The organism is Ensifer oleiphilus, from assembly GCF_013371465.1.
In the GTDB taxonomy this organism is placed as follows: Bacteria; Pseudomonadota; Alphaproteobacteria; order Rhizobiales; family Rhizobiaceae; genus Ensifer; species Ensifer oleiphilus.
Map to the genome: position 1 here is coordinate 978,871 of NZ_JABWDU010000002.1, position 20,564 is coordinate 999,434.

The 20,564-nt window shown below is 61.6% G+C and carries 17 protein-coding genes; 3 read left to right on the plus strand and 14 right to left on the minus strand.

The annotated features are described in order from the left end of the window. Nucleotides 1-100 precede the first annotated feature (100 nt). Nucleotides 101-1,651 (minus strand): MFS transporter, encoded by a 1,551-nt coding sequence (locus HT585_RS11500; protein WP_176353001.1) that lies wholly within the window; start codon nt 1,649-1,651, stop codon nt 101-103. A gap of 182 nt (nt 1,652-1,833) precedes the next feature. Between HT585_RS11500 and HT585_RS11505 the strand changes: the two genes are divergently transcribed. Next, nucleotides 1,834-2,757 (plus strand): LysR family transcriptional regulator, encoded by a 924-nt coding sequence (locus tag HT585_RS11505; protein WP_176353002.1) that lies wholly within the window; start codon nt 1,834-1,836, stop codon nt 2,755-2,757. 76 nt (nt 2,758-2,833) lie between these two features. Here HT585_RS11505 and HT585_RS11510 read toward each other — a convergent pair whose 3' ends face one another. The 3 genes from HT585_RS11510 to HT585_RS11515 form a co-directional block, all read right to left on the minus strand. Then, a complete protein-coding gene (locus HT585_RS11510) occupies nt 2,834-5,023 on the minus strand; it encodes an anthranilate synthase (protein WP_176353003.1) in 2,190 nt (729 codons plus the stop codon). Nucleotides 5,024-5,136: 113 nt separating this feature from the next. Next, nucleotides 5,137-5,181, minus strand: coding sequence for a trpE operon leader peptide TrpLE (gene trpLE / locus HT585_RS31585; protein WP_178385073.1), 45 nt, complete (start codon nt 5,179-5,181; stop codon nt 5,137-5,139). A 119-nt stretch (nt 5,182-5,300) separates the two neighbouring features. Beyond that, nucleotides 5,301-7,406: a TonB-dependent receptor domain-containing protein gene (locus tag HT585_RS11515; RefSeq protein WP_176353004.1), complete on the minus strand. Its 2,106-nt coding sequence runs from the start codon at nt 7,404-7,406 to the stop codon at nt 5,301-5,303. 293 nt (nt 7,407-7,699) lie between these two features. On the opposite strand from HT585_RS11515, the gene HT585_RS11520 reads away from it, so the two are divergent. Next, nucleotides 7,700-8,638: an extensin-like domain-containing protein gene (locus HT585_RS11520; RefSeq protein ID WP_176353005.1), complete on the plus strand. Its 939-nt coding sequence runs from the start codon at nt 7,700-7,702 to the stop codon at nt 8,636-8,638. On the opposite strand, the gene HT585_RS11525 is transcribed toward HT585_RS11520, so the two are convergent. Beyond that, on the minus strand, nt 8,635-9,087 hold the full coding sequence (locus tag HT585_RS11525) for a thioesterase domain-containing protein (protein WP_176353006.1): 453 nt from the start codon (nt 9,085-9,087) through the stop codon (nt 8,635-8,637). The genes HT585_RS11520 and HT585_RS11525 overlap by 4 nt on opposite strands. Before the next feature lie 230 nt (nt 9,088-9,317). Here HT585_RS11525 and HT585_RS11530 point away from each other — a divergent pair, with 230 nt between their 5' ends. Continuing rightward, nucleotides 9,318-9,824: a DUF1993 domain-containing protein gene (locus HT585_RS11530; RefSeq protein WP_176353007.1), complete on the plus strand. Its 507-nt coding sequence runs from the start codon at nt 9,318-9,320 to the stop codon at nt 9,822-9,824. 82 nt (nt 9,825-9,906) lie between these two features. Here the strand turns inward: HT585_RS11530 and HT585_RS11535 are convergent, their stop codons facing one another. The 9 genes from HT585_RS11535 to HT585_RS11575 all read right to left on the minus strand — a co-directional run bounded on the left by HT585_RS11535 (nt 9,907) and on the right by HT585_RS11575 (nt 20,409). Continuing rightward, the gene (locus HT585_RS11535) at nt 9,907-11,586 is read right to left on the minus strand and encodes a formate--tetrahydrofolate ligase (protein ID WP_176353008.1); all 1,680 of its coding nucleotides are present in this window, start codon (nt 11,584-11,586) and stop codon (nt 9,907-9,909) included. A 107-nt stretch (nt 11,587-11,693) separates the two neighbouring features. Next, entirely contained in the window at nt 11,694-12,917 is a 1,224-nt protein-coding gene (locus HT585_RS11540) for a DUF2333 family protein (protein WP_176353009.1), read from the minus strand. A gap of 3 nt (nt 12,918-12,920) precedes the next feature. Continuing rightward, a complete protein-coding gene (locus HT585_RS11545; RefSeq protein ID WP_176353010.1) occupies nt 12,921-14,210 on the minus strand; it encodes a DUF6638 family protein in 1,290 nt (429 codons plus the stop codon). Between the two features lie 132 nt (nt 14,211-14,342). Further along, a complete protein-coding gene (locus tag HT585_RS11550; RefSeq protein ID WP_176353011.1) occupies nt 14,343-14,750 on the minus strand; it encodes an endonuclease domain-containing protein in 408 nt (135 codons plus the stop codon). 115 nt (nt 14,751-14,865) lie between these two features. Next, on the minus strand, nt 14,866-16,782 hold the full coding sequence (locus tag HT585_RS11555; RefSeq protein WP_176353012.1) for an AAA family ATPase: 1,917 nt from the start codon (nt 16,780-16,782) through the stop codon (nt 14,866-14,868). Between the two features lie 2 nt (nt 16,783-16,784). Continuing rightward, nucleotides 16,785-17,933 (minus strand): hypothetical protein, encoded by a 1,149-nt coding sequence (locus HT585_RS11560; protein WP_176353013.1) that lies wholly within the window; start codon nt 17,931-17,933, stop codon nt 16,785-16,787. Nucleotides 17,934-18,005: 72 nt separating this feature from the next. After that, nucleotides 18,006-19,094, minus strand: a complete 1,089-nt coding sequence (locus HT585_RS11565) for a hypothetical protein (RefSeq protein ID WP_176353014.1) — start codon at nt 19,092-19,094, stop codon at nt 18,006-18,008. 165 nt (nt 19,095-19,259) lie between these two features. Next, nucleotides 19,260-19,646 (minus strand): c-type cytochrome, encoded by a 387-nt coding sequence (locus HT585_RS11570; protein WP_176353015.1) that lies wholly within the window; start codon nt 19,644-19,646, stop codon nt 19,260-19,262. A 169-nt stretch (nt 19,647-19,815) separates the two neighbouring features. Then, nucleotides 19,816-20,409, minus strand: coding sequence for a thymidine kinase (locus HT585_RS11575; RefSeq protein ID WP_176353016.1), 594 nt, complete (start codon nt 20,407-20,409; stop codon nt 19,816-19,818). Nucleotides 20,410-20,564: the final 155 nt, after the last annotated feature.

The following is a 20,564-nucleotide window of genomic DNA, read 5'->3' on the forward strand; positions in this document are numbered from 1 at the left end:
CGCAAAACCGCCCGCGCGAATTTCGCGCAGGCGGTTGATGGCAGACATATGTGCCATCGATGGCGGCTTGTCAAAGGTTTGATCGGACAGTGCGCATCTTCTACGGGTCCATGGCTGTGCTCGGCACCAGATCAGGGTCCTCGGCGGCACTTTCCACAACGTCCGTGCCCTTGCCAAGGTACAGAAAGACGATCACGGCCGTTGCCGCGGTAATGGCCGTCAACAGCCAGAGCAACGCGCCGAACGCATCGCCATAGGCCTGAAACAGGACAACGCGCTCGATCGACGGCACGACGCTGGCGGCCGCAGCCACGTTGCCGGTGACGAGCCTTTGGGCGATACCGGCGGCGTTGGCGCCCGCCGCCGAAGCCAGGTTCATCTGCGTAAAGGCCGACAGAAGCGCCGTCACCACCGCAAGCGCGACCCCTTCACCGGCAACGCGGGTGGTGCTGAAGATGCCTGTCGCCATGCCAGCGCGCTCCTTCGGCACGACGCTGACGGCAAGACCGTCCATCAGGCCCCAGGGCAGGCTGATGCCGATACCGATGGTGATCAAGGGCGCGACCAACAGCGCCGGCTGGGTCCCCACCGGAAACTGGCCGAGCCAGGCAAGGCCGGCCGCCGACACCAGCAGGCCGGTCCCGCAGATGGCTGCCGGCGCGAACCAGCGCGTCAACAGACCCGCGGCGATCGGCAGGACGAGAAGCGGCGCCGACAACGCAATCATCATCCGCCCCCCGTCGATTTCGCTTGCGCCTTCGATACCGATAAACCGCACAGGCAGGAGAATAAGCAGCACGACGAAACCATAGGCAGGCGCTGCGGCCAGCAACTGTACGCCAACAAAGCGAGGGTATCTGAACAGCGAAAGATCCAGCATCGGCTGTGCCACGGAGCGCTCGATCCGGTAGAAGATGAAGAAGAAGACGGCAGCGGCGGCCAACACTGCCAGGACAAGCGGATCGCTCCAACCGGCCTCAGGCATCTGCAGGATGCCGAAGGTCAGGAACGCCAGCGCGAGTGTGAATGTTGCCGCCCCCTTCCAATCGAGCCCCCCGGCATTCGGATCGCGTGTTTCCCTCAAAAAGATGCCACCGAGCACAAGGGCAAAGACCGCAAGTGCAACAACGAGCAGAAAGATCGCCGGCCAGCCGAATGCCTCGACCACGAGGCCGGACGCGATCGGGCCGAAGGCGAGGCCCACGCCGAAACTCGCACCGACGATACTGAACGCCCGCAGCCGCTCGCCCTCTTCAAATTCCTGCGCCAGCGATGCCATTCCGCCGGAAAAGGCGGCTGCGGCGCCGACACCCTGCAGGGCTCTCAGACCATCGAACCAGACGATGTCGCCGGCAAAGGCGAGGCCGAGCGAGAATAGCCCGAAGGCTGCAAGCCCGCCAAGGAACATGCGCTTGCGGCCATAGGCATCGGCAAGCGCGCCTGCGGCCATTAAAGTGCTGCCGAAGGTCAGCATGAAGGCGTTGGTGACCCAATTCAGCGCCAGCGGGCTTCCACCCAGCGTCCGGCTGATTGCGGGCAGCGCGACGGCCGGTCCGGTGAAGGTCAGCGGCATCGCGGCTGCGGCACAGCAGACCGCCACAAGAACGCACAACCGTTCGGCGTTACCCCTACTCCTGGTGTTTTCTCTCATATCTGTCAGTCCGCTGTGTTCGAGCAAAGGAAAGACCTGCCTGCGCACGCAAGGTGGGCCGGCCAAATGGTCTACGTCAGTGACTATCGATTGACTTGATCAGGATAGATTGGACACAATGAGCGGAAAATGCCGCCGATGTTCCGGGCATGGCGGAACAGAACGCTCGAATAGGAGAGACGATGGATCGCTTGAGCGGACTGACGGCCTTTGTGCGAACCGCCGACCTCGGCAGTTTTGTCGCTGCCGGTCGCGTGCTCGGCCTCTCTGCTTCGGCCATCGGCAAGGCGGTGACGGGACTTGAGAAGCAGCTCGGTGTCCGCCTCTTTCAACGCTCGACCAGAAGCCTCCGGCTGACGGACGAAGGCCGGTTGTTTCACGAGCGCTGCCGCCGGGTGCTTGACGATCTAGACGATGCCGAGGCATCGCTCGCCCAGGCTGTTGCCGCCCCGCGCGGGCGCCTGCGCGTCAGCGTTCCGATCGTCAGCTATCACCTGCTGTTGCCAGTGCTTCCTGAATTCGTCGAGCGTTACCCCGAGGTCGAACTCGACCTCGACTTCAACGATCGAATCGTCGACTTGATCGATGAGGAGGTCGATGTCGCCATTCGCAGCGGCGACCTGCCCGACTCCCGGCTGATGTCGCGAGCGCTCAGGCCGTTTCGGCTGCTGCTGTGTGCCGCACCGTCCTACCTCGCCGACCGCGGCATCCCTGAATGCCCGCGGGATCTCGACGGCCACCGGGCAATCCGGTTCCGGTTTCCCAACAGCCGCAAGCTACAGGACTGGCCGATCGTTATACAGGGTCCCGTCACCTTGCCGCCGATGCAGACGGTTCTGACCTGCAACAATATGGAGGCCCTGCGTGGCGCGGTGATCAGCGGCCTCGGTATCGGCTGCATGCCCGACTTTCTGGCGCGCGGACCGCTTGGCGATGGCACGCTCAAGACCGTGCTCGATGCCCATCTCGATGCGCCCGGCCAGTTCCATCTTCTCTGGCCATCGAACCGGCATCTGTCGCCGAAGGTCCGCGTCTTCGTCGATTTCCTCAGTGAGCGGCTGTTTGCCGACCGCTGTCAAATTCCTGATGCGCCAAGCGTCCTGTGAAGACGCTGGCAAAATAGCAAACGAAAAACGCCGCCCCCTGGTCAAGGAGGCGGCGCCGACTGTCTGCAATGGATCTTTAAGCAGCCTTGACCTTCGCCCGCTTGGCCAGGTGCGCCACCACGTTTTCGATCATGCGCATGCCGGCATCGCCGCCGAGCGTCATGATCGATTCCGGGTGGAACTGAACGGCCGCAACCGGCTCCTTGGTATGCTCGATGCCCATGATCGTGCCATCTTCGCTTTCGGCGGTGATCATGAAATCGCGCGGCAGGCTCGACGGATCGGCAAAGATCGAGTGGTAGCGACCGACGGTCACTTCCTTGCCGAGGCCGGAAAAGACGATGCCGGGCTCCAGCACGCGGATGCGCGAAGGCTTGCCGTGCATCGGGATCGCCAGCTGACGCAGGTCGCCGCCATAGGCCTCGGCCAGTGCCTGTAGGCCGAGGCAGACGCCGAAGATCGGCAGGTCGCGGGCGCGCGCCTTCTTGATCGTCGCCTTGCAATCGAAATCTTTCGGATTGCCCGGACCTGGCGAAAGCACGACGAGATCCGGTTTCACCCGGTCGAAGATTTCCTCGGCCACCGGCGTGCGCACCGTCGTCACCGTCGCGCCCGTCTGGCGGAAGTAATTCGCCAGCGTGTGCACGAAGCTGTCTTCGTGATCGACGAGCAGGATGTTGACGCCAGCACCGACGGCCGCGACGTCGCGGCCGGCCTTGCCGGCATTGGCGGATTTCGCGTCACGAATGGCTGCAATCATGGCAGAGGCCTTCAGTTCGGTTTCGGCTTCTTCTTCTTCCGGATTTGAATCGTAAAGCAGCGTCGCGCCCGCCCTCACCTCGGCAATGCCATCCTTGATGCGGATAGTGCGCAGCGTCAGACCGGTGTTCATGTCGCCGTTGAAGCCGACCATGCCGATGGCGCCACCATACCATGCGCGCGGGCTCTTCTCGTGGCTCTCGATGAAGCGCATCGCCCAGAGTTTCGGCGCGCCGGTCACCGTTACGGCCCAGGCGTGGCTCAAGAAGCCGTCGAAGGCGTCCATGTCGTCGCGCAGGCGACCCTCGATGTGGTCGACCGTGTGGATCAGGCGCGAATACATCTCGATCTGGCGGCGACCGATGACCTTGACCGACCCGGGCACGCACACACGGCTCTTGTCGTTGCGGTCGACGTCCGAGCACATGGTCAGCTCGGATTCGTCCTTCTTGGAGTTCAGGAGCTTCAGGATCTGCTCGCTGTCGGCGATCGGGTCGTCGCCACGCTTGATCGTGCCCGAGATCGGGCAGGTCTCGATGCGGCGACCGGAGACGCGCACGAACATTTCCGGCGAGGCTCCGACCAGATATTCCTGGTTTCCCAGATTGATGAAGAAGGAATAGGGCGACGGGTTGATCGCCTTCAACCGGTTGGAGATTTCCGACGGCTTGCTGTCGCAGCGCTCGAAGAATTTCTGGCCGGGCACAACCTCGAAGAGGTCGCCGCGGCGGAAGCTCTCCTTGGCCTTGACGACGAGTTCGGCATATTCGCCGGGGCGATGGTCGCCGTGCGGCGGAATGCTGTCGACAGTCTGGAAGGGTTCGCTTGCGATCTCTTCCGTCTTGCCTTTGGTCGAAGCGCCGTCCTTGGCAAAATCGTAACGGTCGATCCAGGCCTTGGCGGCGTAGTGGTCGACGACCAGGATTTCGTCGGGCAGGAACAGCACCATGTCGCGCTGGTCGTCCGGGCGCTTCAGCTTCAGCTCGATCGCATCGAACTGGAAGGCAAGGTCATAACCGAAGGCGCCGTAGAGCCCGAGATTTGCATCCTCTGCCGAATGAAAGAGATTGGTGACGGCCCGCAGCACGGTAAAGACCGTCGGCATCTTCGAGCGTTCTTCCTCGGTGAAGACGCGGTCGGGTGCGTTGATCGTCAGGTCGAGACGAGTTGTCGTCGACGAGACGAGCGTGATGTCGGCAACCGTCTTCAGATGGTCTGCGATGATCGACAGCAGCACTTCGCCGCGACCGTTATAGGCTTCGATCCAGAGCGAGCGGCCGAAGGAGGAAATGCCGAGCGGCGGGTCGACGACGGCGGTATCCCAGCGGGTGTAGCGGCCGGGATATTCGTAGTTGGACGAAAACACCGCGCCGCGGCGCTCATCCAGCCTGTCGACATAGCTGGATATCGCATCCGCATAGGAGGCCTCGCGCCGCCTGCGGGTAACGACGATGCCGCCCCTGGTGGTATAGCTTTCCGCGCCGTCTTCGAGAATTGCCGTTGCCATTCGTCTCGCTCCGTAAATGCCCGGTTTTCCCATGCGGCCAGAATACAAAAAAGCCGCCTCGAAATCTCCGGGCGGCTTGGTGTCTCAATCACGCATGACTGGTCAAGGCCGCCTTAGCGAGCCCACCACCAGATCGAAATGTTGCGTGCATTTGTCATGGGCGAAAGTGTTAGCGCGGGTTGCGCCCTTGCGCAAGCGGGAAAAAGCGGCACCGCAAAGGCGAAAGAAAAGGCGGCCACAAGGACCGCCCTTTCGACTGGAGCGTGTCCGCGATCGATCAGAACTTGGCCTTCGCGGTGACCAGGAAGGTGCGGCCGCGACCGGTGTCGATCGTGCTGCCGGCAATGGTGCTTGACGACGGGGTATAGGCCTTGTCGAACAGGTTCGTCACCGTTCCCGTCACCTCGAAGCCATTCTCGAACTTGTAGTTGGCGAAGATATCGACCAGGCCGTAACCCGGAACGGTCGGCGGTGTGCGGTTGATCGCACCAACGTCAGCGCTGGATACGGCGTAGAAACGCGTGCCGACCGTCAGGCGCTGATCTTCGAGGAAACGCGCGCCGAGCGTGGCGCTGACAATGTTGTCCGGCAGATAGCTCTGCACGCCAAACCCGTTGACCTGCGATGGCAGCTTGCTGTCGGTATAGGTATAGGCGAGGTCGCCGAACACGAAGCCTGCATCATAGGCCGCCTGCAATTCGAAACCCTGAACCGTCGAGGTGCCAGGGTTGTTGGCGAAGAAGATCTGTCGGCCACCGTTGAGCAGGACTGCAGTGATGTAGTTGTCGATCCTGTTGTGGAAGTAATTGGCCTTCACGCGCAGGCTGTCGCTGGAATCGAGCAGGCCGTCGAAGGAGAAGTTGGCGCCGACTTCCCAGCCCTTGGAGGTTTCAGGCTCCAGGAACGGGTTGGGGAAGAAGGACTGACCGCTCGGACCCGGATGTGTACCACCGGCAAAGGTTTCGTTGACGGTCGGCGAGCGCGAGGTCTCGGCGTAGGTCACGTAGGGCTGGAACCAGTCGGTCGGGTTGAGTGCCAGCGTGACGCTCGGGTTGAGGCGGCCGTCGGACTTGTCGACCGAATAAGGGCCTGCCGGAAGTCCAATCGGGTTGCCAGCAACGACAGCGCCCGAGCCGTCGAGGCTGTAGTGGTCCCACCGCAGGCCGGCCGTCAGGTCGACGATGCCATAGGTGAAGGTCGTGTTGCTGAAGACGCCCGTCGTGGCATTGGTGCCACTGCCGTTGACGCCAGCGCCCGGCCGCGCCGTGCTGTTGATGACGTCGTAGTCGTCACGGAAATACTCGACGCCGTAGTTGGCCTTGACCGCCACTTCGCCGAGATCGAACAGCGAGGTGTTGGAGATGTCGAAGCCCTTGCCGGTATCGGTGATGCGGCGACCGGCGGCCGTACCGGCACCGTTCACATCGGTGTCGTACTTCATCTTCAGCCGGTTCCAATAGGCATTGGCGCGGAAATCGATGAGCTCGTTGTCGGGCGTATAGGAATAGCTCGCCGCCAGCGTCTGGTTCTTCACGTTCTGGAAGTAGGAGTTGGCGAAGAAGTCGTTGTCATAGGTGATGCCGCTGAACTTGAAGGTATGATCCTTGTCCGGGGTCACTTCGAACTTCAGCATGCCCGACAGCAGGTCTTCCTCGGTGTAGGGAACCTGAACGCCGTTGCCATTGTCGTAGTTGCCCGGATCGGCCTTGCTGATACCGCCCAATACCGAGAAGATGTCGTTGAAGCGATAGGCGCCGATCAGCGATTCCGACCAGCCGGCACCGTTGGTGCCGTAGGTGGCGGAGGCAATGCCGCCGTAATTCTTGCCGTCCTGGATCAGGTCTTCGATGTCATAGGTCCGGAAGTTGACCGAACCGGCGAGCGCGCCACCGCCGACACCGTTGACCGCGCCCCGCGTTACATCGATCTCGGACAGGAATGCCGGATCGAAATAGGCAAAGCCCTGCGCTTCGTGACCGGTGAAGCGGAAGTTCTGTCGTACGCCGTCGATCATCATGTTGACGCGGCCGGAGCCTTCGAAACCGCGAATGTTGACGGCGACGCCCGGGTTCTGCGGGTTGTTTGCCGTGGACGTGCCGGGAACGCCGCGCAGCAGGTCGTCGGTTTCAAGTCCGGATTGAAGATCGATCTGGTCGGTCGTCACCACGCTGACCGGGCCGGCCTTCGCATAGGGATCGCCGGTGCGCGCGCCCTTGACGACGATTGGCGACAGGAAGGTTTCGCCCTTCTTGGCAGCCTCGGTCTTCTGTTCGTTTGCCTTCTGCTCGGTCGTCGCGGTCTGCGCGAAGGCACCGGTGGCAGCGGAAAGAGCAAGTGTAGTCGTGCAAGCCAGAAGTGCCAGGCGACGGTGCCGGTTGAGCATGGACCAATCCTTTGAAATCATGGGCCGGGCTTGCTGGTTGAGCGGCGAACTCAAGGGGCTGGCTGGGCGTGGGGTCGAAAACGTTGCGACATTGCGTCGCCTCATTTATGCCGCATAAAAAACATGACTATTGTTGTCAACATAGAAACGCTTCCCCCACAATTTATGGGATCGTCCCAATTCGGGGCGTTGCCGAACTGCAACGCTCTTTGCGCAAGGCCGATGAAACCAGATGACCTCCCATGCGTTCCCTTCCTCGGGGCCTGCCCTCACGGACATGTGAAAGGAAACGCATGCGTTGCCATATCTCCCTGATTTTCCTGTCGACATTGATCCTCACGGGCGCGAGCCTCCCGAAAACCGGCCCCCTTCCCTCCGACAAACCGCCGACCGAAACGCAAGCCGAAGCACCGATACCCGCGCCTGAAAAGAAGCCGGAGACGCCGGCGAAAACGGACGAGGAGAAAAAGCGCGAACCATCGGCGGACGGCGGGCAGGGCAACGAAGCGCCGACGCCTGATCCGAAGCCGGCTGACGGCAAGGACACCGGAAAACCCGACGACAAGGCAAGCGACGGCAAGAAGAGCGACGCCGCCGGTGACGAAAAGGACAAGCCGGCCGACGAAAAAGCGGAGGAGCCCCCGATCACCTACCCGCCGGTCGAGAACGAGAACCCTGTCGAATACGCCAAATGTGTTTCGGACCTGAAAGCCCTGGGCGCCGTCTTCACCGAAGCCAAGCGGATTGACGATGGCAAGGGCTGCGGTATCGACAAGCCGCTCGATGTCACCAGCGTGCTGCCCGACGTCAAGCTGGCGCCAAAAGGGCTGATACGCTGCGAGGCAGCGCTCGCCCTGGCGCGCTGGACGAAGGAAGCGGTGCAGCCGGCGGCCGACGTGGCCTTTGCAAAGGGCACAACGGTCAAGACGCTGAACCAGGCGTCCACCTATATCTGCCGCCTGCGCAACAATGCGACGACCGGCAAGATTTCGGAGCATGCGCACGGCAACGCCGTCGACATCGCCTCGTTTACCTTGAGCGACGGCAAGACCATCGAGATCCAGCCGCGCGACGAGGACGGCACCATGACCGGCGCCTTCCAGCGGGCGATCACTGCTTCCGCCTGCCTCTATTTCAAGACGGTGCTCGATCCCGGCAGCGATGCGGCGCATGAGACGCACCTGCATCTCGATGTGATCGAACGCCGGAACGAATACCGCTACTGCCGCTAGCTCTCGCTGTGTCCGAGGGCGACGAACTCGCCTTCGAAACGCCCGGCAAGCTCGCCGCCATCCAGCAACTCCGCGGCAACGACGATGCGGGCTTTGCCCCGACGGTGAAACATGCGCAGGAAACCCGGCCATTGCCCGATGTCCGCAAGGGTTGACCGCGCGGAAAATGCACCGGCAACAGGCTTCAGATACTCCATCCGGTTGCTCTGGATCACGAGGCGGGCCGGAACGCCGGCACCGCTCAGGCGCACGTGCAGCAGGGACCAGGCCGAAAGGATCGACAGCGCCGAGGCGCTGCCGCCAAACACCGTCTCGCGATGGTTGATGTTGGGCGCCAGCGGCGCAGACAGCCGCACGTGCTCTTCCGTCATCTCCTCGACATGAACCTGCATCGCAGCCGACAGGGGAATATGCGCGTGAAGATAGGCTTCAAGGTCCAGCGGGGTCATGGGCGGCTCTTTTCCGTTTCGGCTCAAGACGTTGCAATCGCAAGTGGTCACGAGATGAGCACAAGGGCCTCGACACCCACAATAGCCCCGTGCACTTCGCCACCATTCACTTCGCATTCCGCGGGGGCATGGGGCAATAAAGGCGGTGCAGCCGCCTTGTAGGATCTGCTTGTGTTTCCCAGATAGCAGTCCAGGCAAATCGAAGTCCCCCAACGCCCGAGGAACCACCCATGGCACTCACGATGTACCGACTCTCCGTCCCCACCTTCGTCCATGGCTTCGGTGTCCTTGGCAAATTGCTCGACAAGGCCGAGGCCCATGCCAACGAAACGGGTCTTTCGCTCGACGACCTCGTCAACGCCCGGCTCACCGCCGACATGCTGCCGCTCTCCGGCCAGGTCCAGCGCGCCAGCGACACGTCGAAGGGCACCATCGCCCGGCTGACCGATCTGCAAGTACCGAGCTTCCCTGACGAGGAGAAGACGTTTTCGGATCTGCGCGAGCGCATCGCAAAGACCGTTGCCTTCCTTGAAACGGTCCGGCTTGCCGATCTCGACGGCAGCGAGACCCGCGAGGTCACCTTGAACTTCACCAAGCTGAAGATGACACTGAGTGGAGAGGATTACCTCCTGAAGTTCGTTCTGCCGAACTTCTATTTTCACCTGACCACGGCCTACGACATCCTGCGCCACAAGGGCGTACCGGTCGGCAAGGCGGACTTCATCAGCCTCAGCTGATGCCGCGCAGTGGAGCTTTCAGACCAGCCGGCAACGCCTCGAATTGATTCGATTTTGAGGCGTTGCGGCGGGTCGGGAGTGGCTAGAACAGCCCCTCGATATAACCCTGCTGGTTGAGGTAGATCTTCTCGGAGGATGGCACCTTCGGCAGACCCGGCATGGTCATGATCTCGCCGGTGATGACGACGACGAAGCCCGCACCTGCGGCAAGCCTGACTTCGCGGACCGGAACGGTATGACCGGTCGGCGCGCCCCGCAGGTTGGGATCGGTCGAAAACGAATACTGCGTCTTGGCCATGCAGATCGGCAGGTGGCCGTAGCCCTGGTCCTCCCAGGTCCGCAGTTGCTCGCGCACCGACTTGTCGGCGATCACTTCGCTGGCGTGGTAGATGTCCTTGGCGATGGTCTCGATCTTGTGGAAGAGCGGCATCTCGTCGGGATAGAGCGGCGAGAATTGCGAATGCCCGCCCTCGGCGAGATCTGCCACCTTTCGCGCCAGTTCCTCGATGCCGGCAGAGCCCTCGGCCCAGTGGCGGCAGAGCACCGCCTCGGCACCGAGCGTGGCAACATAGTCCTTGATTGCCTGCACCTCGGCCTCGGTGTCGGAGGTGAAGTGATTGATGGCGACGATCGCCGGCACCCCAAATTTTTTCACGTTCTGGACGTGGCGGCCAAGATTGGCGCAGCCCTTGCGCAACGCCTCCAGGTTCTCCTTGCCGAGGTCGTCCTTCTTCACACCGCCATTCATCTTGATGGCGCGCACGGTGGCGACGATGACGGCGGCGTCGGGCTTCAGCCCCGCCTTGCGGCACTTGATGTCGAAGAACTTTTCGGCGCCGAGATCGGCGCCAAAGCCGGCTTCGGTCACGACGTAATCCGCAAGCTTGAGCGCCGTCGTCGTCGCGATCACCGAGTTGCAGCCATGGGCGATGTTGGCGAACGGGCCGCCATGGACGAAGGCGGGGTTGTTCTCCAGTGTCTGCACCAGGTTCGGCTGCATCGCATCCTTCAAAAGCACCGTCATTGCGCCATCCGCCTTGATGTCGCGGGCAAAGACCGGGCTCTTGTCGCGCCGGTAGCCGATGATGATATTCCCGAGGCGCTTTTCCAGGTCCTTCAGATCGGTCGAAAGGCAGAGGATTGCCATGACCTCGGAGGCGACGGTGATGTCGAAGCCGGTTTCGCGCGGATAGCCATTGGCGACGCCGCCAAGCGAGCCGACGATGTTGCGCAGCGCCCGGTCGTTCATGTCCATCACCCGACGCCAGGAAATGCGCCGGATGTCTATATTCTGCTCGTTGCCCCAATAGATATGGTTGTCGAGCAGCGCCGCAAGCAGGTTGTGGGCGGAGGTGATGGCATGGAAGTCGCCGGTGAAATGGAGGTTCATGTCCTCCATCGGCACCACCTGGGCGTAGCCGCCGCCGGCAGCCCCGCCCTTGACGCCAAAGCAGGGACCGAGCGACGCCTCGCGGATGCAGACGACCGCCTTCTTGCCGATGCGGTTGAGCCCATCGCCGAGACCGACCGTGGTCGTCGTCTTGCCTTCGCCGGCAGGTGTCGGGTTGATCGCCGTCACCAGGATCAGGTGGCCGTTTTTCCGCTCCTTCTGGGCTGCGATGAAATCGGCGCTGATCTTCGCCTTGTCGTGGCCGTAGGGCAGCAGATGCTCCGGCGGAATGCCGAGCTTTGCACCGATCTCCAGGATTGGTTTCTTCTTCGCGGCGCGCGCGATTTCGATATCGGACTTGACCTCCGCCATGGGTTTTCCCCTCCCCCCAAGCTCGTATTCTTTTACTGCACCCCTTATGGGGTGAAGCTCGATTTCAGCGGTTCCGGCTTAGAGCCGCCATCGTCAGGCATTGATGTCTATCGGGCGAGAATGTCGCGCATCTCGACGATGTTGGAGCGCACCCGAAGGATGTAGAAGCCCATTGTCGCCAGATGCGTCGGCATGATCCAGCCGGCCTCCTCGCCGTTGGAAATGATGAACGGCTGGATGCGCAGCGCCGAGCGCAATTGCTTGATCGTCTCCGTCCAGATTGGCGTCAGGCCGCGCTGGGCGACGACGTTCTCGAAGTCGGCGCCGGCAGCCGACAGGATGCCGTAATAGCCGTAGAGCTGGCCGTAGGCGAACCAGAAACGGTCGTCGGCGCGGGTGTCGAACCAGCCGCCATTGTGGTTTTCCGAGCGCTCGCGAATGATCGCCGAGGTGTTGCCCAGATCGTTTGCGATGCGGTCAAGGAATTCGACCAGGTTGTCGGCGCGGCCGTCAAACACGGCGTCGCACTTGGCAAGCGTGGTGTTGAAGGCGCGCAGGTCCTTCATGGCCGCACGATAGAAGCTCGGCGTCGGCGTCTTCGGGCCGAACGGATTGAGGCCGAAGTACCAGGTCTCCTCGTCGAACTGGATGTTGCCGCGCGCCCGCTGCAAATCGTTGTTGATTCCGGAGGTGCCGCGAACGCGACCGAGCGAATCCACCAGCTCGACGGAGGTGCGGCGGACCGCCTGATTGATGCCGCGCTGGAACGACGCCTTGTTGTCGAGCCAGGGCGTATCGTCCCAGTCGAGACCGAAGAAGCCCACCTTGTAGAGCAGCATCGACGAGATCCAGGCATTCTCGTTGACGTTGAAATCGATGAGGTCGGCCGCGACATCGACGATCGCCGAGGTCTGGCACTGGGTGCCGGCCGGCAGTTGTACGGCGGCAAGCGTCTCGGGCGTGACTTCCGCCGGTTGATTGGCGACTGCAGCCTGGTTGGTTGCAGCCGCGCCGGGCGTCGCCTGTCCGGTCGTCGCGCCCGGACCGGCCACTGGCGACCCGGCAGGCACCTTGCGCTCGGCGAGCTTGTAGCGATCGACATAGTCGGGGTTGAAGTTCGTCCAGGCTTGGGTCTGCCAGACGAAATAGCCATAGAAGAAGATGAGGCCGAGCAGGATGATGCCGATCGGGCCCTTGATGATCCAGCTGCGCTGGCGATACCAGTTTCCAAGCAAAACGAACGGCCATAGCAGCCAGGCAACGGCCAGGCCGATGCCGCGGCCGATCGCGGTAAAGACACGCTGGAAAAACGCAACGATCGGATCAAACATGTCCTATTCCTCTCTGAGGCCGTAAAGCTTGCGGCGGAAGGCCGCCTTGTCTTTGAGATATGTCCCGGTCAGTGTCGCAACAACATATTCCCTGAACTTTTCACTGTAACGCTCGTAGGCATCATAAAACCCCTGCTTGTCGAAGACGAAGCGGGAGACGAAGTCGCGCGGAACGAGCTGGGCGATCAAACGGTTGACCAGCCACTGGTCGGGATGAGTGGGCGATGCCCTCACCAGCATGAAGCGGTTTGCCGGGGCCACATCCTGCATCCGGATGCTGCCGGTCGTCTGCACGGCACGCAGCATTTCCTGCAGAAATGGATAGGCACCGTCGCTCGCGACAAGCGCGGCGTTACGATGCATCCAGGTCTGCAGCCAGATCCGGTCGACCCGGGCGAGATCCGTCGTCGGATCGGCATCGTTTATGAGCCCACGCACGATCATGTCGGCGCGATGCTGGTAGAGCCCTGAATCCTCGACCCACGACGCCTGCGGCAATTGCAGCCGCTTCGTCGAAGCAAGGAAATCGTAGATTCGGGCGTGATCGTCGATCGAGATGTAGCTCACCTGCCAGGGCCGCGACCGGCGAAAACCGGGCACGGACGGATCGCAGATAACCGTCGTCGTCTTGTCGTCGAGGAAGACATAGACGCCGCCGAAATGATTGGCCCAGAAGGCATCATGGCGGAAGACCAGCTGATCGGGCACCAGCGCATTCTGGCGGATATCCCCTGTCACCTTGGCCAACTCGACCATGCGGTTGAGCATCTCGTCGTCTGTCCAGGCTGTCGGCACCTTCTTCAGCCGGTCGACGAGACCGCGCAGTTCGGCCGCCTTGCCCAGCATGTCTTCGGCCGAAAGCACCCGGAAGCGCACTTCATTGATCGAGAGGAGGTCGTCGATATCATCGACGATCGAAACCGAATCCTCGATCTCGCCGTAGAGCGCATCCTTGATCGTCACCGCGTTGATGGCGCGGCTGTTGGCGTTGAAGAACTCGTGCATCAGCGCCGCCGTGTTGGAAAAGCTGGTGTGCACCACCGGCAGCTCCGCCTGGTCCGGCGTCATGATGATGAAGCGGCGGTTGACCCGGTTCGGGTCGAGATAGTCGCGATCGCCAAGTTCGTCGGCAATCTCGGGCGAAAACCCGGTCATGTCGATGCTGAAGCGCGTGAGCGCTGTCGGACGCAGGCCAAAGCCCTCAAGCGCCTTGTTGTAGCGCGCGATCAGGTGCGGCTCGGAAATTTCCAGCAGTCGTCCATAAATGAGCTCGGCTTCGAGAAGGCGTTTCATGCCCGCACCTCTCCCGTGGCGATATCGCCAAGTCGCTCGACTTTATCGAGCTTGTGTAGGCCGAACAGACGTCCTCGTCCCCTCTCCCCGCTCGCGGGGAGAGGGTTAGGGTGAGGGGCAAATCGCCATTGCTCAGTCATGGCATTCGTCCGCTGGAATGAATGTCAAATCCAATGTCCTCACTTCACCCGTCAACCGCTTCTCCAGAATTGCGACAACCGTGTCGAGGACTGCTTCGCGGTCCTTGAATACCTGCGTATTCCAGAAGCGAACGACGCTCCATCCATTGGCGACCATGTACATATCGCGAATTGAATCGCCACTCCTATTCGCGTGCTGACGACCATCGACTTCGACGACAAGATGGTGATCCCGACAGGCGAAGTCAGCAAAATAGCGACCTATCGGAAACTGTCGCACGAACTTGTAACCGTTGAGCCGCCGGGCTCTGAACTCCAACCACAAAATTGCTTCTGCTTCGTTGTCCGAGCGGCGCAGAAGGCGTGCACGTTCGGTGGCGCTTTCGTTTGCTCCTCTCATGCCGGACCCTCACCCTAGCCCTCTCCCCGCTCGCGGGGAGAGGGGATGACCTCGCACGCTGCGGTCGACCACGGCGCAGAAAGCAGACCAAAGGAATCGTGGCTTACAAAAGACATCACCCTTGCCACCGCCCGTCGCGTTTCATCGCCTCGATCTCGCGGATCGCCTTTTCGCGCTGGCGCTCGCGGCGGATGATGTCGGTGACGGCGGCATCGTCGGATTTATCGGTGTAGCGGAACTCGCTGTCGGCGTAGCGGTTGATTTCCTGCAGCACCATCTCGATGGTGATCGGGCCGCGCAGCGCCTCGATCATCGCTTTCTTCTCGTCGTAACCCTTGTGCATGAACGAGCCGGCATCCTTGAACCAGTCGTCCGGCAGTTCGACGTCCATGGCCCTCAGCTTGACGGCGTCGGTGATGTTCTTGATCGCCCGACCGGTAAAGCGCGGCTCCGCTTCCTTGATCATGTGCAGATAGGCGCCGACGTCGGCAAGCGTGGCAAGCGCCCCCTTCTCCTTCTGGTATCGCTCCCAGACGGAAACGAGGCCCTCTTCCTGCGGCCGCGAATGCGCCTCGTAGGATTGCGACACGGCGCGCTTGATCTCCTGTCCCTCAAACAGCGCGTGTTCGCCGAGCGGGATCTTGTGGTTCTTGCCGACCAGCAGCGCGAAGATGTCGATATAGTCGTCTTCCGTCTGCGGCCCGTCGACCAGCCAGCGGGCACCGGCGCGCTGTCTGAGCGCGTCATCGACATTCTCAGGATAGTTGGAGAACATGCCGAAGGTGCAGTTGCCGCGAACGACCGTCGAGGCGCCGGCGAAGCTCTCCATCAGCACCGCCGTCACCTCGTGCTGGCCGGCCGATGCCCGGTCGTCGGAGCGCTTGGCCGCAACCTGGTCGACATCGTCGATGGTGCCGAAGCCGATGGCGCGCGGGTTGATGACGTTGTTGACGAACTCCTTGCAGTTCTGCCCCGATTTGCCCTGATAGGACGAAATCTGGTCGACGCCGAAGTTTTCGTAATGGAAGGCGTAGCCGGCGATCTCGCAATATTCGTTGAGCATGCCGGCGAGCATCTGGATCAGGATGGTCTTGCCCGTACCCGGCATGCCGTCGCCGATGAAGGTGAAGAGGAAGCCGCCAAGCTCGACGAACGGGTTCGCCTGCCGGTCGAAATCATAGGCCATCAGCATCTTGGCAAGCTTCAGCGCCTGATACTTGGCGATGTGGTTGCCGATGATCTCTTCCGGCTTCTTGAAGGTCATGACCAGCGGCTTGCGCTTCTGGCCGGGTGCGACGTCGAAGCCGTTGAGCGTGAAGTCGTCCTGGTCGAGCCGGATATGCACATTCTCGAAGCTCTGCAGGCCGGTAAAGCGCCCCTTGCGCGCAATCAGCCCTTCGATGGCGACGCGCGAAAAGGCGCGGGCACGCGCCGTCAGCGCCAGGTCGTCGGCCGCACCTGAAATGCTGCGGTCGAGCGCTGCGATCAGCCCCTTCAAGGCATCCTGCGGCGTGTCGAACAGGAAGTCCGGCTCGACGGCATCATCGACCGGCTCGCCCTCGCCCGAGAGCGTCGCGCCGAGATAGGCGGCCAGCGTGAACGCGGAGATGTAGGCAGAGGCGTTGAGCAGCGCCTTGAACTGATTGGCGTCCTCGCCGGCAAGCGGCGCAGTCGCATTGCGCGCCTGCAGCTGTTCGAGGTTCGTCTGGCGCGCAAAGACGTCGGCAACAGCCAGCGCCACCTGGATGCCGCGGCGGGTCCGGTAGAGCACGGCGTGTTGCGCCGGCGACAGCATCGGGTCGCCCTGCCGCACCGCCTGGACCGTGCGGGTGAGCTCGACCTCGCGGGTACGGCGCTGGCCGCCGGTCGAAACCGTCGAGACGAACCGCCGTCCGGTCCCGGCGAGCGGGGCGCCGGCCGGGCCCTCGTCGCGCTCGAGGATCACCAGCTTGGTCACCAGCCCCTGCGCGACCGCCTGGTGCCTGGCGATATCGTCTTCGTGCAGCGTCGTCAGCCCGGCATTGAGTGTCATGCTTAAACCTCGCTCACGACCTGGTTTCCGGAGATGACATGCACTTTGTAGTCGCCGAAGACCTGGGCCGCCTCGCCCGAGGCATAGAGCGCCTGATAGGCATCGTGCGGCACCAGCGCGTGCTTTTCGTACGACGACACGCCCATGCGCGTGGCCTCCAGATTGTCGGTATCGATGTGGAATTCTTCCTGCGCCGGCGTCGTCGACCAGAAGCCGCGCTGTGCGGCACGTTCGGCCTTGGAAAACACTTCCTGGACGGTCCATGTCAGGAGCCAGGCATTTTCCGGCTTGCGCACCTTGGACAGGATCTCGTTGATCTTCGCATTGTTCTCGGTGATCCCGGCCGAATAGAACGGGCCAAGCACGATCCGCCGCAGCTGCTTGGGGTGAAGCTCGGGAAAATCCTTGTCCATGTTGGTGGCGATCGTGATCGGCGTCAGCGAATAGGTGCTGTTCTTCGAGGCGAAGTCATCGAAGCGGCTGGCAAGCTCGGGATTGAGCAGGCCGCCGACCGGCAAAGGAATCTCCACCTGAGGGTTGAGCTTGCCGTCCTCGGTCACCAGCATCTCGACGATCTTCTCGGAAGAATCCTCGATCGTCGCCATGTAGACCATCGGCAGGGTCTGAGTGCCGTCGAAGGCGCCCCAGCTCACCACGTAATAGGGCCTCATCGTCTTCGGATTGACGGCGACGCGGATCGTTTCCGGCAGGATGAAGGGCGAAAAAATCTCGCCCTTGCCGATCTGCTCGAGATAAAGCCGCTCCGCCATGCGCGCTTGCAGCGCCTCGGGAAAAGCCTTCTGTCTCAGGATGAAATCGGCCATCTCTTCGCGCAGTGCATCTGCCGGCGGAATATCCGCAAGCCGCTTGCCCGCCGTCTGGCGGTCGTTTTCCAGTTCGAGCACATTCTGGAAAACCGGAAAGCCGCTCTCGGCCCGCGAGATCCTGAACTGGTCGACGAAGCCGATGCGGTTCTCCCAGCAGGCGATCGAGGCCTTGAGCCGGACGAGATAGGGAACGATCACCTCACCGACCACACTGTTGCGATAGAGCGGCGAATTGCGGTCGCCGAGAAACAGCTCGAGCCCGGCCAGCGCCGAATGGATCGAGCCGAAATACTGCGCAACGGCAGGGGATGCAGCGATTTTCATGCCGTTCCCCCTGGCGCGCAACGCAAGGCAAAGTCGAACCGTTTCATCCGCATGCCCGTGTGCTCGCGCCGATCACTGCTTCACGTAGTTGGCAGTGTTGTGCTTGTCCATGACCGCCTGGAAGCGGCGGGCAAAGGCGTCGTCGGCCAGCTTCTTGCGGCGCTGGATATCCTGCGTCGACAGCATGTTCTTCTCGTGCATTTCCAGGAGATCGCCGATATGGCGCTGGGCGGCAGCACCGATGCCGGCCATCGTCTCTTCTGCGGCCGTGTCGACCTGGCTTCCGAGCGTGTTGATCTTGTGGGCGACATCCTGCTGGGCGGCCGTCTTCAACGAATCCTCAAGCGCCTTGTAGAGCACTATGCGCTGTTCGGTATCGATGGTCAGCTTGTTGATCAGGGTGTTCTGAGCCGCGATCTGGTTGTTGAGCGAATCGACGAAGGTCTGGAACATCGAGGTGTAGCGCTCGAGTGTCTGGCTCTCGGCCAGAAGCTCCTGCTCCTTCGCCTGCTTCTCGTTGTATTCCGTCGCCAGCGCCGAGCGCTCGCCTTCAAGCTCGGTGCGCACCTTCTGTTCGGTCGAGGCGGCAATGCGGTTCTCGATGTCGAGCAGCAGCGGGTTCAATTCTTCGATGCGCTTCTGCACCGTTTCCAGATTGGACATGGTGCCCTTGCGGCGCTCGATCACCTGGATCAGGCTCTGCTCGGAGGTCTTGTACCGCTGGTCGAGGATCGACTTCTGGTCCTTGAGGATGCCGACGATGGTGTCGGACTTCGACAGCAACTCCTGCAGGTTGCCGGCAAGCGACATGTTGCGCACCCGGTCGGTGCGCAAACGCTGCATCTTCTGCTTGGAAAAGATACCGATGAACTTCTCGTAGCCGGAATAGTTCTTCATGCTCTCGAACTCGGTACCGAAGATGTTCGTCGCATCTTCCAGCCCGATGATCAGGTCAGCGATGTTGGCCTCCATCACCTTCTGCTGGTTGATCACGTCCTGAATGCGGGCGTTCTCGATATCGAAATTGACGTCGCCGAGCTTGGTCTCCGACTTGGCAAACTGCTCCAGCACGACGCCGGATTGCTCAAGCTTGCCGCGCATCTGCTCGACTACGCTTTTCGTCTTCTCGATCTCCGCGTCAAAATTCTGAAGAGAAGCCATATCATCCCCCTGGATCGGTCGAGGCAACAGATGCCATCCGGGCCAAATTATTCAGCCTTCGATTGCAGTTATATAAAGGGTGTTTATCGAAAGAGAACAAGCCTAGCTGGCCGGCTTTTTTGGTCAACCGTACCGTCGAAGTGCTTGAGATATCGAAGGCATTGCCTATTTGGCGGCAGATGGGTCCTTGAGGTAGGCAATGACGTCGGCAATGTCCTGCGGCTTCTTCAGTCCGACAAAGCTCATCTTGGTACCGCCCACCATCGCCTTGGGGCTCATGAGATATTCACTCAGCGTCGCCTCGTCCCAGACATGCCCTTCCGCGCCGAACGCCTTCATGGCATCCGAATAGCTGTAGTCGGGGATGGATGCGGCTGGGCGACCGATGAGACCCATCAGGCTCGGGCCCACCCGGTTGTTCGGTTCGGTTGCCGTGTGGCAGGCCCCGCATTTGCGGAAAACGGCGGCCCCAGTCTTGGCATCGCCGCCGGCATAGACGGGCGCCGCCCCGAGACAGAGACAGAGCAGGAGAGACGAAAACAGACGCGGCATCGGAGACCTCATCGAGCAACTACGGGACCAGCATGACATCCCGCATGCATCGTCCTCAAGACGCCATGCCGTCGCACCACGGCACCGTCCATCAATCGGTGCCTGAAGGAAATGTCACGACGCTGCAAAATCGCGGCATAAGGCCTTGAACAGACTCCGGTTTACGCCGTCAGGCAGGGTCGCAGCGCATCTTGTCTTCCCAGTGGCGCCGGCAATAGGAGACATATTTCTCGTTGCCGCCGACCTCGACCTGGGCACCCTCGCGAACGACGTTGCCGTGCCCGTCGAGGCGAACGACCATGGTCGCCTTGCGACCGCAGTCGCAGATGGTGCGCACTTCGCGCAGTTCGTCGGCAATGGCCAAGAGCGCCATCGAGCCCGGAAAAAGTTTGCCCTGGAAATCGGTGCGCAATCCGTAGGCCATGACGGGGATCCCGATCCGGTCGGCGACCCGCGCCAGTTGCCAGACCTGCTCCTCGTCGAGGAACTGGGCTTCGTCGACGAAGACGCAGGCAATCTTGCCCATGCCGTCGGTGTTGAGCGTTTCGATCAACGCGTAAAGATCGTCGCCGCCGTGGAAGGGAATGGCGTCCGCATCGAGACCGATGCGCGACGAGATGCGCCCGGTGCCAGCCCGATCGTCGAATGCCGCGATCAGCATGACGACGCGCATGCCGCGTTCCTGATAGTTGTAGGACGCCTGCAGCAGCAACGTGCTCTTGCCTGCATTCATCGTGGCATAGCTGAAATAGAGTTTGGCCATATCCTACCGTTTCCGGAATCGTCTCGCCGGTACATGACGAGGCTTGGCCCCGAAGGCCAGAGCCTGTTTGCGCGACCCACAGTTTTTCGCCCGACTTGACCATTTCGTGGGCATTGCGACATTCTGCGTCGCAGCGTGCATCCCGTCCGCGTATT